This window comes from Labrys sp. ALF-8, from assembly GCF_059699065.1.
Genome location: NZ_AP048537.1, coordinates 712,144 through 727,981, shown reverse-complemented (window position 1 = coordinate 727,981; position 15,838 = coordinate 712,144). Strand labels below are relative to the sequence as shown.

The 15,838-nt window shown below is 63.7% G+C and carries 10 protein-coding genes; 5 read left to right on the top strand and 5 right to left on the bottom strand.

Annotated features, from left to right (window positions below):
- Nucleotides 1-218: 218 nt before the first annotated feature.
- The gene (locus AC6H34_RS03370; RefSeq protein WP_497537898.1) at nt 219-965 is read left to right on the top strand and encodes a DUF3750 domain-containing protein; all 747 of its coding nucleotides are present in this window, start codon (nt 219-221) and stop codon (nt 963-965) included.
- A gap of 175 nt (nt 966-1,140) precedes the next feature.
- On the opposite strand, the gene AC6H34_RS03365 is transcribed toward AC6H34_RS03370, so the two are convergent.
- Nucleotides 1,141-4,335 (bottom strand): efflux RND transporter permease subunit, encoded by a 3,195-nt coding sequence (locus AC6H34_RS03365; RefSeq protein WP_448146152.1) that lies wholly within the window; start codon nt 4,333-4,335, stop codon nt 1,141-1,143.
- Between the two features lie 3 nt (nt 4,336-4,338).
- Nucleotides 4,339-5,574, bottom strand: a complete 1,236-nt coding sequence (locus AC6H34_RS03360; protein ID WP_448146153.1) for an efflux RND transporter periplasmic adaptor subunit — start codon at nt 5,572-5,574, stop codon at nt 4,339-4,341.
- An 800-nt stretch (nt 5,575-6,374) separates the two neighbouring features.
- Here AC6H34_RS03360 and AC6H34_RS03355 point away from each other — a divergent pair.
- Nucleotides 6,375-7,160, top strand: coding sequence for an SDR family NAD(P)-dependent oxidoreductase (locus tag AC6H34_RS03355; RefSeq protein ID WP_497537897.1), 786 nt, complete (start codon nt 6,375-6,377; stop codon nt 7,158-7,160).
- A gap of 13 nt (nt 7,161-7,173) precedes the next feature.
- On the top strand, nt 7,174-8,382 hold the full coding sequence (locus tag AC6H34_RS03350; RefSeq protein ID WP_448146156.1) for an AGE family epimerase/isomerase: 1,209 nt from the start codon (nt 7,174-7,176) through the stop codon (nt 8,380-8,382).
- Nucleotides 8,383-8,436: 54 nt separating this feature from the next.
- Here AC6H34_RS03350 and AC6H34_RS03345 read toward each other — a convergent pair whose 3' ends face one another.
- Entirely contained in the window at nt 8,437-9,519 is a 1,083-nt protein-coding gene (locus tag AC6H34_RS03345) for an alpha/beta hydrolase (RefSeq protein ID WP_497537896.1), read from the bottom strand.
- 469 nt (nt 9,520-9,988) lie between these two features.
- On the opposite strand from AC6H34_RS03345, the gene opgC reads away from it, so the two are divergent.
- On the top strand, nt 9,989-11,497 hold the full coding sequence (gene opgC, locus AC6H34_RS03340; protein WP_448146158.1) for an OpgC domain-containing protein: 1,509 nt from the start codon (nt 9,989-9,991) through the stop codon (nt 11,495-11,497).
- A 22-nt stretch (nt 11,498-11,519) separates the two neighbouring features.
- Here the strand turns inward: opgC and AC6H34_RS03335 are convergent, their stop codons facing one another.
- Nucleotides 11,520-12,128: a hypothetical protein gene (locus AC6H34_RS03335; protein WP_448146159.1), complete on the bottom strand. Its 609-nt coding sequence runs from the start codon at nt 12,126-12,128 to the stop codon at nt 11,520-11,522.
- Nucleotides 12,129-12,230: 102 nt separating this feature from the next.
- Nucleotides 12,231-14,360: a glycoside hydrolase family 3 N-terminal domain-containing protein gene (locus tag AC6H34_RS03330; protein ID WP_497537895.1), complete on the bottom strand. Its 2,130-nt coding sequence runs from the start codon at nt 14,358-14,360 to the stop codon at nt 12,231-12,233.
- A gap of 144 nt (nt 14,361-14,504) precedes the next feature.
- On the opposite strand from AC6H34_RS03330, the gene AC6H34_RS03325 reads away from it, so the two are divergent.
- Nucleotides 14,505-15,818, top strand: a complete 1,314-nt coding sequence (locus AC6H34_RS03325) for a glycoside hydrolase family 15 protein (protein ID WP_448146161.1) — start codon at nt 14,505-14,507, stop codon at nt 15,816-15,818.
- Nucleotides 15,819-15,838 lie beyond the last annotated feature (20 nt).

Sequence of the window (15,838 nt, the reverse complement as noted above, 5' to 3'; positions counted from 1 at the left end):
TGACGGGAGAGGCTGAAGCAGGGGCGAGCAACGGAGCTGAGAAAGGCAAGGCTGTCCCCGTTCGCTTTTCCTGTACAGGCACCCGTTCCACAGCAGCATGTCACTCGAGGGCGCTGCCGGATCTGATTACTTCAGCTCCATTCGCTTTCAACCGATCCTGCATCGAGTTTGCATCACCCTGCCGTAATGGCGCCTTGAGATACTGTTTATGTATCGGCATGAAGTATTTGCGCCGTTTCGTTCTTTTCTTCCTGCTTGTCTTCCTGGTCCCTGCCGCAGCGCATACGCTTATATGGTGGCTCAGCCCTCATCCCCGTTCATGGCGGGAGGCTGACTGGTCGAGTGCGGGTGTGCTGCCGGCAGCGGCCTCGCTGCCACAAGCTGAGATCCGGGTCTTCGTGGCGCGGACCGGTGGCCTCAAGGGCGCCGTCGCCCATCATAGCTGGATCGTGCTGAAGCCCGCCGGCGCGCAGCACTGGACACGATACGACGTGGTCGGATGGGGTTCGCCGGTGCGGGTGAATGCCTATCCTCCAGACGGGCGCTGGTATGGCAACGAGCCGGAACTTATCGGGCGCGCGGCGGGAGCGGCGGCAGAGGCCGCGATTCCGCGCATGATGGCCGCCGTCGAGACCTATCGCTGGCGACATCCCGGAGACTATGTGATCTGGCCAGGTCCCAACTCGAACACGTTTGTCGCCACCATCCTCGCGACCGCACCGGAACTGGGCATCCGGCAGCCCGCCACCGCCATCGGTAAGACGTGGCTCGCCGATGGGACGTTCGTCACCCTCTCGCCGGGCGGCCGCGGCCTCCGCGTCTCCCTCTGGGGGGTGCTGGGGCTCAATCTGGGTTGGGAAGACGGTATCGAACTCACGCTTGCCGGACTCACCGCTGCCGTGGACCTGCGACGTCCAGCCCTGGAACTTCCGGGGTTCGGGCGCTTTGGCGTCAGCCCGGTCTAGAGCCAGCTGGGGGCAGGCAAATCGCTCATTCAGCCTGACATTCGGAAATCACGAGTCTTTTGCGATTCGTGGCGATTACCGCCCCGAAAATGAAGCGAGCCGGACTTCGCAGGACAAGAAAAAGCCCCGGCTGCCGATAAAGCAGCCGAGGCTTGGAACTCTCTTCAGCACCGCCTCAATGCGGCGGTGCGGGCGTGTCGTGCGGTGTCGGCGGCTTGCCGCCGAAGCGCCGTTTCACGCCTTCCCGGAGCGACTGGAACAGCACGTAGAGCATCGGGATCAGGAAGATGCCGATGAGACTGGCCGCGATCATGCCGCCGAACACGGGCGTGCCGACGTCGCGCCGGCTGATCATGGCGGCACCGGTGGCGATGACGAGGGGCAGCAGGCCCAGCACGAAGGCGATGGAGGTCATCATCACCGCACGGAATCGCATTCTTGCGCCGAGGATCGCCGCTTCGCGGATGGGCAGGCCTTCCTCGCGCCGCTCCTTGGCAAACTCGACGATGAGGATGCCGTTCTTCGCCGCCAGCGCGATCAGTACCACGAGGCCGATCTGTGCGTAGATGTCGAGCGAAAGCGGAACGGGGATGACGCCGAACTTTCCGAGCACCCACGGTATGAAGTGGATGGCCGCGAAAGCACCGAGCACGCCGATCGACACAGAGAGCAGCACCGGGATCGGGATGGTCCAGCTCTCGTAGAGCGCCACGAGGAAGAGGAACGCAAACAGCACGGCCAGGCCCAGAACCACGCCGGTCTGTCCTTGTGCCTCATGTTCCTGGTAGGCCGTGCCCGTCCATTCGAACCCGTAGCCCGGCGGTAGGGTCTTGGCCGAGACGTCCGTCATCACCTGCAGCGCGGTGCCCGACGACACGCCGGGAGCCGGAGAGCCGTTCACCGTGATCGAGCGATAGTTGTTGTAGCGGCTGATCGTCTGCGGCCCGAGCTGGGTCTGGATCGAAGCGATGGAACGCAGAGGCACCATCTCGCCGGCCTTGTTGCGCACATAGATCTTCCAGATCGAATCGATGTCGCTGCGGTCGGCGATCTCGCCCTGCAGGTTCACCTGCCAGGTTCGGCCGTAGAGGTTGAAGTCGTTGATATAGGTGCCGCCCAATGTCGTCTGCAGCGCCGCGAAGACATCGGCCATGCTCAGGCCCAGCGCCTGGGCCTTGTCGCGATCGATGTCGAGGTAGATCGACGGGTTGCTGGCGCTGAAGGTGGAGAACACGCGCTGCAGGCGCGGATCCTGATTGGCGGCCGCGATCAGGCCCTGCATCACGCTGCCCATGGCGGCGGGAGCGGCACCTTCCAGATTTTCGAGCTGGTATTCGAAACCGCCCGACGTGGAAAGGCCGATGATCGGCGGAACGTTGAAGGCGATCACCGAGGAGGTGTTGATCGCCTGGGCCTGGCCGAATACCTTGGCGATCAGGGCCTGCGCCGAGTCTGCGGCGCCCCTGCGGTCTGCGAAGGGCTTCAGGCGCGCCACCATGAAGGCCGCGTTGGGCTGGGCGCCGCCGTCCAGGATCGAGAAGCCCACGATGGCGAGCGTGTCCTGGATCTGCGGGATCTGCTTGAGAATGGCTTCGACCTTCTCGACCTCGACCGTCGTGCGGTTAACCGAAGCGCCGTCAGGCAGCTGCAGCACCACGAAGAAGGCGCCCTGGTCTTCTTCCGGCACGAAGCCCGTGGGCGTCACGTTCGGCTGGGCCGCGAAATAGATCGCTGCGCCGAAAACCCCGACGGCCACGAGACTGAGGATGGAGACGCGTACCAGGCGGCGCACGACGGCGGCGTAGCCATCGCGCATCTTGTCGATGCCGCCCATGACGCGCCTCATGATCGGGCCCTTGCGTGAATGGCGCAGGAATACCGCACAGAGCGCGGGCGAGAGCGTCAGGGCGTTGAAGGCCGAGATCACCATGGCCGAAGTCATCACCACGGCGAACTGGCGGAAGAGTTCGCCTGTGAGCCCGGGAATGAAGGCGACCGGCACGAACACCGACAACAGCACGAGCGAGATGGCGATGACGGGCGCGGTGATCTGCGTCATCGCTTTCTTGGTGGCGTCCGCCGGGCTGAGATCCGGCTCCTCCTCCATCACGCGTTCGACGTTCTCCACCACCACGATGGCGTCGTCCACCACCACGCCGATGGCCAGAACCATGGCGAGCAGCGACACCGTATTGGCCGAGTAGCCGAGCGCCAGCATGATGCCGAAGGCGCCGATCAGGGAGACCGGCACGGCGATGGCGGGAATGATCGTGGCCCGCAGGCTGCCGAGGAAGAGGAACACCACGATGACCACGAGCACGAAAGCTTCCGCCAGGGTGCGGATGACTTCGCCGATCGTGTCGGAGACGAATTCCGAGGTATCGTACACGACGCGCGACTTCAGGCCTTCCGGAAACCGCGTCTGCATTTCGGCCAGGGCGTTCTTCACGCGTTCGGCCGTCTGCACGGCATTGGCGCCCGGCGAGAGATAGATGGCGATGGCGACAGCCGGCTTGCCGTTCAGGCGTGAGGTCGTGTCGAGGCTTTGGGCACCCATCTCGATGCGCGCCACGTCTCTCACACGCAACACCGAGCCGTCCTGGTTGGCCCGGATGATGATGTTGCCGAATTGCTCGGGCGTTTCGAGGCGGCCCAGCGTCTGCAGGTTCAACTGGAGCTGCTGGTCGGCTGCCGCCGGCTGGGCGCCGATACGCCCGACGGGCGCCTGCACGTTCTGCGCCTCGATGGCATTGGCGATGTCGGACGCCTGCAGGCCCAGATTGGTAAGCCGCTGGGTGTCGAACCAGATGCGCATCGAATAGTTCTGGCGGCTGAACAGGCTGGCCTGTCCGACGCCCTCGATGCGCGACAGGCGGTCGAGCACGTTGATCGTGGCGTAGTTGGTGATGAACAGCGGGTCCTGCTTGCCGTTGTCCGAATAAAGGAACAGGAACTGCAGGATGGCGGAGGAACGCTTCTGGACCGTCACGCCCTGCTGCTGCACAGCGGATGGCAGCTTGGAAAGCGCCGCCTGCACGCGGTTGTTGACGTTGACGGTGTCGATGTCCGGATCGGTGCCGAGGTTGAACGAGACGGTGAGGCTGTAGCTGCCGTCATTGCCGCTGTTCGACTTCATGTAGATCATCTTGTCGACGCCCACGATCTGGGCTTCGAGCGGCTGCGCGACGGATGATTCCACCACGGCGGCGGAAGCGCCCGGATAGGTCGTCGACACTTGGACCTGCGGCGGCACCAGGTTGGGGAACTGCTCGACGGGAATGCGCGACATCGCCAGCGCGCCGGCGATGCTGATCACAATGGAAATGACGATGGCCAGGCGAGGCCGGTCGATGAAAATCGAAGAAAACATGGCTTACTGCCCAGCCGCGTTGGTCGACACCGGAGCGTCGGGGGCAGGGGAGGGCGTGACCTTGGCACCCGGCCTCACGCGCTGGATACCGTCGACAACAACCTTTTCGCCTTCGTTCAGGCCGGCCGATACGGTGGCGACGGCCGGTGTGGACTGACCTAGGGTGATGCGCTTCTGGGCGACGGTGTTGTCGTCGTTGACGACGTAGATGTAGCTGCCTTGCTGGTCGGTCAGAACAGCCGAGCGCGGTATGGCGAGCGCCAGGATCGGTTCGACGCCCTCGAGGAGAACGGTGACGAATTCGCCGTCAACGAGTTCGCGCCGGTTGAGGTCGCCCGGCTTGGCGTCCGGATTGGCAGGGTTGGGAAGCTGGCCGCGCAGGTTCACGGTGTCCGTGCTGGCCGCGACCGACGGATCGACGAAATCGAGCTTGCCCTCGGGGCCATAGAGAGTGCCGTCCGGCAGGCGCACCTTGATGCGCACGGAGTTGAAGCCGCCCTTGCCGGCATAGTAGGTGCCGAGGTTCAGGAACTGGCGGGAGGGAACGGGGAAGGTGACATACATCGGATCCTGGCTCACGATCGTCGTGAGCGTGCCCGAGGTCGGACCGACGATATTGCCGACAGTCACCGCGTTACGGCCGATCTTGCCGTCGATCGGCGCGGTGATGGTGGTGTAGTCGAGATTGATCTGAGAGGTCTTAAGCTGTGCCTTGGCGCCCAGGAGCTGTGCCTCGTAGGCCTGCTGCTGCGCGAGTGCGCTGTCGACCGCGGATTGCTGGCCGGCAGGGCTCGAAAGCAGCGACTGCGCTCGCTTGGTGGTAAGGATGGCGTTGCGCAGCAGGGCCTCGTACTGGGCAATGGTGGCCTGGCTGGAATCGACCTGTGCCTCGAACGGCGGGCGTTCCAGGCGATAGAGCATGTCGCCCTTCTTCACTTCAGCGCCTTCGGTGAAGGGCGTCTCTTCGAGCTGGGCGGTCACGCGTGCGACGATGTTGACGCGATTCACCGCTTCGATGCGGCCGATGAACTGCTGGGTCTGCGTGATCGGCGTCTTCTTGGCGATGATGAAGCCGACCGCTGGAGGCGGCGCGTTAGGCATCTGGGCCGAAGCAGGCGCGATCGAGAGGGGCAGGGCCGCGGAGGCAAAAAGAGCGGCGAGCGCCAGCGCCCTGGCAGGCCGACGAGCAGCGACAGACGCGCTGGAGGAAATAAAACGCCGTACAATCAATGATATCATTGCCCGTCCTGTCGCGTGATGCCAGCCGCTGCGGACTCTGCGTTGGCATCAGGCAACGATACCGCACCACAATACGAGCTGGAACCAGAAGTAAAAACACAAATCAAATAAGTAGCCTAGCTTTCAATCTAGGAAGCTCTCTGGCGCCGGGTCAATGGCCGGCATGGGCGAAAGAGTCGCGGCATGGGCGAGCCGGGGGCAATGGGACATTTTTGCAACAAGCATGCCGCGTTTGCAGGCATTGCCACCGATCAGGAAATAAGCAACTGCGACTATTTCGCTCTCATGGCTGTCGTGACTATAGTTGCTGCTGGAACGTCCGCAGAAAGCTCTTTACCTGAGCGCCCGTCCCGATTCTCTTGACACCGCCAACATGGTGTTGGACCAGTGGTGTCCGGAGAACGGTCATGCCCGTCGTCCGCCCGGGAAAATCGGGGATTTTTGCCCAATCCGATATTGCGGCGAAGAACCGGTCGATATCTATCCACAATATGGTACCTTCGCCGCACCGAAACGCATCGCGAGCCTGCCGAGTGCGCAGTTCATCCGTGAGAGTCTCGAATGGTCCTTGCTCCGTGAACTCGCGGCGCTGGTCACGGCGGTCGTCGTACCGGAGAACGATGCGATGATCGGCGGGCGGGCGCCGCGCCGTTCCAGCCGCGGTAGAGGAGGAGCCGGATGCGCTCCGCGGCCCGCTCGGGAACAGGGCCGGACATCCAGACCATTACGAAAAGACCAATCGTCGTCCCCGCTTGTGGAGCGGGGGCGCTAGATGGCTGCTGAGCGGGAAGGAAGTGAAGATGGGCGATTTCGCCGGCAAGTCAGTGATCGTCACCGGCGGCAGCCTCGGCATGGGCCTGGCCTGTGCCACGCGCTTCGCCAAGGGTGGTGCGGGGGTACTGATCGTCGCCAACGACGCGGCATCCACCGAGACGGCCGTGCGGGAACTCGGCGGCGATGTACGGGGTTTCGTGGGGGATGTACGCAAGGCGGCGGACATGGAGGCCGCGACGGCTGAAGCCGTGAAAGCCTTCGGTGGCCTCGACATCCTGGTGTGCTGCGCCGGCATCCAGCGCTACGGCAGTGTGGTGGACACGCCGGAAGAGGTCTGGGACGATGTACTCGACATCAATCTCAAGGGCATTTTCCTCGCCTCCAAATATGCCGTTCCGGAAATCAGAAGGCGCGGCGGCGGGGCGATCGTCGCAATTTCATCCGTGCAATCCTATGCGTCCCAATCCTCCGTGGCGGCCTATACGGCCAGCAAGGGTGGCATCAACGCGCTCGTCCGAGCCATGTCGCTCGACCATGCCGCGGACAACATCACGGTCAACGTCGTGTGTCCCGCCTCCGTCGATACCCCGATGCTGCGCTGGGCAGCGGACCTCTACAAGGGTGGTTCGACGGCAGAGGCGACACTTGCAGCCTGGGGCAAGGGTCATCCTCTCGGCCGCATCGGCCAGCCTTGGGAGGTTGCCGAGATGGTCGCGTTCCTGGCCAGCGACAAGGCCCGCTTCATCACCGGTGCAGACTTCAAGGTCGATGGCGGCGTGATGGCCAAGCTCGGCATCGTGCTGCCGGAGTGAGGGAAATCCAGCCATGAGCGCGCCGAATTTCCGTTCGCCCGAGTTCCTCGTCGATCATATGCGCCGGATCATGGATTTCTATTTTCCGATCTGCATCAACGAGGCCGATGGCGGCTACTACAACGAATATCGCGACGATGGCCGCATCACCGACCGCAAGACCCAGCACTTGGTCTCGACGACGCGCTTCATCGTGAATTTCTCCCTGGGTGCCGCCCTCTTCGGCCGGTCGGACTACCGGAGGGCCGCCGCCCATGGCCTCGACTACCTTCAAACGGCTCATTACGACGGTGACAAGGACGGCTATTTCTGGGTGATGGATGGCCGCAATCCGCGCGACGACAGCAAGCAATGCTATGGCCATGCCTTCGTGCTGTTCGCCTATGCCAGTGCGGCCAAGGCAGGCCTTCCCGGCATGGCCGAGAAGATAACGCAGACCTGGGACCTGCTGGAGGAGCGCTTCTGGCTGCCCAGGGACAGGCTCTATGCCGAGGAGTTCTCGCGTGGCTGGAAGCCGGTTTCCGTCTATCGCGGCCAGAGCTGCAACATGCATATGACCGAGGCGTTGATCGCCGCCTTCGAGGCAACCGGCGAGAAGCGCTATCTCGACAGGGCCGAGTCCGTGGCCCATCGCATCTGCGTGGAACTGGCCGCCCGCGCTGGGGGGCTCGTCTGGGAGCACTATACCAAGGACTGGAAGATCGACTGGGACTACAACAAGGACGACCCCAAGCACCACTTCCGGCCCTATGGCTATCTGTCCGGCCACATGACGGAGTGGGCAAAGCTGCTCATGATCCTGGATCGCTACAACTCCAGGCCCTGGATGCTGGAAAGGGCGCGCCATTTCTACAAATCGGCCCTGGCCAACAGCGCCGATCTCGAAAATGGCGGCATGCATTTCAGCTTCGGTCCGGATGGACGGCTCTACGATCTCGACAAGTATCACTGGGTGCTCTGCGAGACCGTGGCGGCTGCTGCCTGCCTGGCCGAACGGACGGGCGAGGCCCGCTTCTGGCAGGATTACGACAGCCTGTGGGCCTATAGCTGGAAACACCAGATCGATCAGTACTATGGCTGCTGGTATCGCATCACCACCCCGGACGGACGGCGCTATGACGATCTCAAGAGCCCGCCGGGCAAGACCGACTACCATCCCTTCGGCGCCTGCTATGAAATACTGCGCGTGATGGGCAATCTCCCCGGAAGGGCACAGCGATAGGCATGCCCGGAGGCGTCGATATCCGCGTCGCGGCGTCTCGATTGCCCGCCCGCCTCACTTAACGATCGCTTCGCCGCCAGCCATCTTCGGGTTGGGCGCCGCGGCATTGCTGCTCGGCAGGGCCGGCGAGGAGGCCACAAGCGGAGCGGCCTGCGGCGCCGTGAACTTCGAGCTGACGAATTCCAGCGCGTCCTCGATGGTACGGCGCCAGAGCGACCAGGTGTGGTCGCCGTCGGTGACACGGAATTCGATCTTCACCCTGTCGGCCATCAGCGTCTCGTAGAGCGCCATGGATCCGCGCCAGAGGTTGTGGCTGTCATTGTCGCCGACGGTGAGGAAGATGGCGGGAAGCTGCGCTCCGGCCTGGACCTGCCTGGCGAGAAGCGTGAAGACATTGGCGTCGTTGAAGCGCCGGGCATCGAATGGGGTACCGAAGGCGCTGCCGAAATGGGCGCCTTCCGGCGGAAGATCGATGCCGCCGATCACGGTGGCCTGGTCGATGCGATTGAAATAGGTGCCGGTCGAGCCGGCCCAGGGATCGCGGGCCTTGTCGACGGGAATGTTCTGCCAGATCGCACCGGACATGCTGGCGACGGCGATATAGCGGTCTGGCTGCTTGAAGGCGAAGCGCAAGGCTCCGAAGCCGCCCATGGAAATGCCGGCGATGGCGCGGGAACTGCGCTGGCAATGCGGCGCGAAACGCTTCTCGAAGGCGTTGGGGAGGTCTCGGATCAGAGCGGTTTCGTAATTGCCGGGGCCCTTCACATCGGCCGAATCCACATACCAGCTGTTTCCAGCAGAGGGCATGACCACCAGCATGGGGTGGATCCTGCCCGATTTGATCATGCCGTCGAGCGTCGACTTGATGTTGGCCAGGACAGACCAGTCCCGATTGTTGCCGTCGAGGCCGTGCAGGAGATAGAGCACCGGCCAGCCGCTCGGCGGCGCCGGGGAATCGGGGCGATAGACCGACACGGTGACCGAACGGCCCAACGCCTTGCTCGGAAAGGACATTTCCTCGAGCGTGCTCGCCTTCGCGGCGAGGCCTCCGATCGCCATTCCCAGGAGAGCACCGAGCAGGCCGCGCATGAGGGGGCGCGATGACCGGGATGATTTTGCGAGTGCGGGCCAGGGCATGCCGTATCCAGAGCTCGTGTTTTCGGTGTGCGATCGAACCAAGTGAAATCATGCAGGATTCAGGCCAGACGACCTCGGGAAACACCCGGCGCACCGACTGCGCATTTCACTTCAAATTGATGCGATCTTAGTGGCGGGAACTTGTGTCACAAATTAGAACGGCAATGCAGAATTCAGGTTAACAGTCCTCTAATTCCTTCTTTTTTTGCCGGCGTTGCGAGGTTGCAACAGCTGGCGGCTGAGGCATGCAACTTTTTCTCGGGAACTTCGTTCATCCCCCGTACAGGATGGGGGCATCACTATGGGTGCAAGCTCCAGGAAATCCGCGGACGGTTCCCGCCCGCGTTTCGGCCCGTCAGGCAAAACGGGTGAGGATGGGGCGCTCAGCAAAGGTTTCCGCCATGATGGAAACCGTACGGATCCAGTCTCGCTGCTGGGACACGAACTTGAAGAGTGGAAGGCCTACTGCATGAATATTCAACTTGGTCCTTCCCAGTTCGCCAGATCACTTCGCCCCTTCCTTCTCACAGTTCTTCTCGTACTGCCGTTCAGCCTGCTGCGCGGCCCGCTGCACTGGCACGGCTACTCCTATTTCCTGTTCCTGCCGGCGGTGGCGCTGGCCGAGGTCTTCTTCGGCTTCGGCGTTGGCCTGTTCGCAATCCTGCTGACGGTGTTCATCGCCACCTATTTCTTCATCGAGCCGCTCTACACGCTCTGGCTCTCGCCCGCCCAGTTGCCGGCGCTGGCGCTCTACGCCCTGAGCGCCGTCGTGATCTTCGGCGCTTGCGAGGGCGTGCGCCTGGTTTTCCAGCATGTGGCGAAGGTGGGAGCCGCCCCCGCGCGCCAGGTTCCGGCGGGAGCCGCCGTGGGGGATGGCGCCAAGCCCAAGCAGCGGGCCGTCTCGGTCGACATGTGGCGCGGTTTCGTGCTCTGCACGATCTTCATCAACCATATGCCGGGGAATGTCTTCGAAGCCATCACGTTCCGGAATATCGGCCTGTCCGACTCGGCCGAAGCCTTCGTGTTCATGTCCGGCGTGGCGATGGCGCTCGCCTATGGCCGCAAGTTCAATGCGGGCAGGGAACGCGACGTCTCGCTGGTGCTGCTCAAACGGGCGGTGAAGCTTTATGGCGTGCACCTCCTGCTGTCGCTGGCCGGCATAGCCATCTTCGCCGCCGGCGCCATTGCATGGCATGCACCCGAACTGATGAGCATGCATGGCCGCGACCTCTTCGTGAAGGATGCGGACACTTTCCTCATCGGTACCGTCTCGCTCGGCCACCAACTCGGGTACTTCAACATCCTGCCGCTCTATATCGCCCTGATCGTCGCCGTGCCGGCCCTGTTCTACCTGGCCCGCATCCATATCGGCGCGATGCTGGCAGCTTCGGCGGCGCTCTACGCGCTCACCCGCCTCTACGGCTGGAACCTGCCCAACTGGCCTGTCTCGGGCGGCTGGTTCTTCAATCCGTTCGCCTGGCAGTTCCTGATGGCGATCGGCATAGCCGCCGGCCTCGCCATGCAACAAAACAGGCTGGTGCGGTCGAAGCCGCTCTTCATCCTGGCGAGCGTGATCGTGTTCGCCGGAGCCTTCGTGGTCACAAATGGTTTCGACCTTTCCTTCGGCGTGCGTGATGCCGTCTATGGCTGGCTGGATCTCGACAAGACCAATCTCGGCCTCGGCCGTCTTATCCACTTCCTTGGCCTGGCCTACTTCATCTACGCCCTCGGCATCTCGCCCAAGCTCGCTTCGCTACGCGTGATGCAGCCGCTGATCATGCTGGGCCGCCACAGCCTCCTGGTGTTCTTCCTCCTCTCGCTGGTGGCTGCGTTCGGGCAGGTGTTGCTGCTGACCGGCCATAATGCTCTGTGGATCCAGGTCGCCCTGGTGGTCGGTGGCGTGAGCTTCCTCTACGCCGCCGCCAGGTTCAGCGAGGCCGAGAAGGCCGCTGGTGGACCGGTCATGGTGCGCGGATAAACCTTCCGCGCCCGGTCGGCCGTCAGTTCGGCGCCTCGATCCTGATGCCCGGATCGTAGGTGTAGGTAACCTTCAGTTCCTCGCCCGAAAGGTGGGTGACGGCCGCGCCCGTTGCCTCGACCGGGCGTCCAGTCGCGGGGTCGGCGTAGAGCGTCACCGTCATGGTCTTCGGAACGCCGGGAATCTCGAAACTGTAGGCGGAGAAAGGCTTGTGGCCGAGCTTGCGCGTGCCGAGGCATTGCACGTTCCTCGGTTCCTCGCCCATGAAGCCGCCTCCAAGGAAGAGCGTGCGCAATTCCCCCACGGCTTCGTCAGGGAGGGGCTTCCAGCCGCCGTCGATCCTGGTGAATCCCTTGCCGCCAACCAGAACAGCCTCGCTCTGGTCACGGTCCGCGCCGTCCGCCATATGCAGGTCCAGCGCATCGGGCAGGACGATCCGCGCGATGCTCGTCCGGGTGCTGGATTCGCCGGGCTTGCTGGAGGTGAAGGTGATTTCGGTCTCCACCTTGCGCGGGCCTGCGTCGTGATAGGCCTTCATGACGGTGGCGAAATCCACCGTGCAGTCGGCATGGGCAGAATGCGCCGCGGCCAGCAAGGCTGTGAGCGCGAGGGAGACGGGCCGGTAGCGCATCTGGATGTCCTGCGACTGGAAGGGGCCACCGGTCTGGTTGGAGATGCCGGCTTGTCATGGTCCACATTCTTGGCACGAAAATCCGCTGCGTGAAGACCTCTTTCAGAGCTTCAACGTAACACGCGTATTGAGCAACTGGCTGCGGCGGGCGCTGGAGCCGACCTTGATCTCGAAATCGCCGGCCTCCAGCGTCGGTTTCAGCTCCTTGCCGTAGAAGGTGAGATCCCGGGCGTGCAGGGGAATGGTGACGGTACCGCTCTTGCCCGGATCCAGCGTGATCTTTCCGAACCCCTTCAACTCGATGAGAGGGCGGGAAACGCTTGCCACGAGATCGTGGACGAAGAGGAACACTGTCTCCTCGGCCTTGGCCCTGCCTGAATTGGCAACGGTGACCGTCACATCGATGCTGTCGTCGGGGCCGAACTCCGTCCGGCTCACCTGGAGCTTCGACAGTGCGAATTCGCCATAGGTCAGGCCGTGGCCGAAGGGGAAGGCCGGTGCATTGGGGGCGTCGATATATTTCGAGGTGTAGTGATCGTTCGGGTTGAAGGGGCGACCCGACGGATATTGAGCGTAGAAGAGCGGTGCTTGGCCCACTGCATCCGGCCAGCTCACCGGAAGGCGCCCCGAAGGCGAGGCCTTCCCCAGAAGGAGATCGGCGAGAGCGTGGCCCGCCTGTTCGCCCGGAAACCAGGCCATGAGGACGGCGGAAGCCTTGGGGAAAAGCCAGGGCAGGGTGAGGGGGCGCCCCGCGAAGAGGATCACGATGACCTTCTTGTTCAGGGCCAGGATCGCTTCGGCGAGTTCGCGCTGCCTGCCGGGCAGTTCCGGATGGGCGCGGCTTGCCGCCTCCCCGCTCATCGGAGCCGATTCTCCCAGGCACAGCACGACGGTGTCGGCATTCCTGGCCGTTTCCACGGCAGCGGCGATGCCCGAAATGTCGCCGCCATCGATACTCACACCGGCCGCGTAGCCGACATTGCCGACTGCCTCGCGCAGCCCTTTCAGGACAGTGATACTGTCCTCGGCCACCGTGGCACCGCCCCAGGGGCCGCGCATATCGGCCTGGGCGTCGGCCAACGGTCCGATCAGCGCGATGCGTTCATTGCCGCCCAGAGGCAGGGCACCGTTGTAGTTCGTGAGCAGGATACAGGATTTGCGGGCCGTGTCCCGCGCCACCTCGTGATGGTCGATCCTGCCGGCAAGGGCCGCCAGCGGTGCCGCTCCCCGACGGTATGGTGCGTCGAACAGTCCGAGCCGCTCCTTCAGGGCGAGGACGCGGCGCACGCAGGCGTCGATGTCGTCCATGGTGACGAGACCCCGCGACAGTGCCTCCGGCAGATGGTTGCGATAGGCGTTGGACACCATGTCGATGTCGACCCCGGCGCGCAGGGAGAGCGCCGCCGCTTCGGCGAGATCGCCGGCCACGCCGTGATTGAGCAATTCGGCAACGGCGTTGTAGTCGCTGATGATGACGCCCTCGAAGCCGAGTTTCCCCCGCAGATAGTCCTTCAGCAGCGGCTCGTGTATCGTCATGGGGACGCCGTCGAAGCTGGTGAAGGCAGGCATGATCGCAGCGACGCCGGCCTTCACGGCTGCCTCGAACGGCGGCAGATGCACCTCATGCAACGCCCGCTCGGAGACGTCGACACTGGCGTATTCTCGCCCCGCCAGCACGGCCCCGTAGGCGCAATAATGCTTGGCCGTGGCCGCAAGCGAGCCGACCGCCGACAGGTCCGATCCCTGGAAACCCTTGACCTTCGCGGTCGCCATCTGCGCGTTGAGCCACGGGTCTTCGCCGGCGCTCTCGACGATGCGGCCCCAGCGCAGGTCCCTGGAGACGTCGAGCATGGGTGCGAAGGTCAGCGCCACGCCGTCGTTCCACGCTTCGACCGCCGCTATGCGGGCCGTGCGAGCCCAGGCGGCAGGGTCGAACATCGCGGCTTCCGCCAGCGGCACGGGGAAGGCGGTCTTGTGGCCGTGAATGATGTCGAAGCCGAGCAAGAGAGGGATGCCGAGGCGCGACTCCTCGACGGCGATGCGCTGAACCTCGTTGACGTGATCGGCGCCCACCATATTGAGGAGGTTGCCTATGTCGCCGGCGCGGATGGCGTCGGGGGAATCGCCTCCGAGCAGAGGGCCGGTCACCGCGTAGCCGGACGCCACCATATTGAGCTGGCCGAGCTTTTCGCGCAGCGTCATCTTTGCAAGAAGGGTATCGATCCGGCTCATTGGCTGTCCTTCCGGGCTGGCTACGGGGACGACGGGCGCGACGCTCGTGATCCCGGGAGCGATATACCCTGCATAACGCCTCATGCCTTCTGTTCAAGTAACCCGTGCGATAATCCTGCCGTCTGCCCGAATCGGAGAGATGCGATGAGCGAAACCGAAAGCCTGGAGAGCTGGATCGAACGGCAATATCCCCTTGCCGTCACCAATATGCTGCGCAGCATTTCGGCGACCGGCGTCACCAAGCCGCGTCCCGGCTTCGGCCAGACCGTCGTGCCGGTGAAGGGATCTGTCGTCGCCTCGCCCATACCTGCTTCCTATGATCCGGACCCCGATTATTTCTTCCACTGGTATCGCGATTCGGCCGTGGTGATGGATGCCCTGCGGCTGGTGGAAACAGAGGAGGCCAGCGCACACTTCTGCGACTTCGTTGATTTCAGCCTCGGACTGAACGATCTGCGCGGAGGAGATCTCGTCGAGGACAAGGCATGGCGCGAGGGCGTTGCCGAGGACTTCAAGCAGTTCGTGCGGGAGGATGATGATCTCGCATCCGTCGTCGTGCGTGGGGAAACACGCGTCAACCCCGACGGGTCGCTCGATATTTCGCGCTGGAACCGGCCGCAATATGACGGCATTGCCGCGCGCATATTGACTGTGCTGCGCTGGGTGAAGTGCCGCGGCCCCTTCGGAGGCCTTCATGACGATGCCGTTTCCGAACTTCTCGACGAGGACATCCGCTTTGTCCTCGCCCATTGGCGCGAGCCGAGCTACGACATCTGGGAAGAAGAGAAGGCGCATCACTATTACACGCTGCGAATCCAGTGCGCGGCGCTGGAGGAGGGGGCGGCCTGGCTGGCAGGAGAGGGAGACGGAGAGGCCGGGCACCAGGCCCGCGCTGCGGCCTTGGAGATTCGCGGGCGGCTCGATCGCTACTGGCAGGCCGAACCTGGCTACTACCGCTCTCGCCTGACAGACGACGGCAAGCCGACGCCCAAGGATCTCGACATCGCGGTGATCCTCGCCGTCATCCACGCCGGGGGAACCTCGCCGGCCCATTCACCCGCAGACCCGAAGGTGGAGAGGACGCTGGACCGGCTCGACGCGCTCTTCGAGGCCGACTACGATATCAATCGAGATCGTCCGGCGGGCCGCGGGCCGGCTCTCGGCCGCTATCACGGTGACGAATATTATTCGGGCGGGGCCTATTATTTCTCGACCCACGGCGCCGCGGAGCTCTGTTACCTGCGGGCTTCGGCGCTTCGAGGCGATGATCCCGAGGCGGCCCAGCGCCTCAGGGCACGGGGCGATGCCTATCTCGAGACCATCCGCGCCTACACGCCCGAGGATGGCGAGATGTCCGAGCAGTTCGACCGCAGGACTGGCGAGCACACCTCCGCCAAGCACCTCGCCTGGAGCTACGCGGGGTTCATCAGCGCCGTGGAGGCCAGGAAGAGAGCCTAACGCGCGTTCGGTGCCGTCGT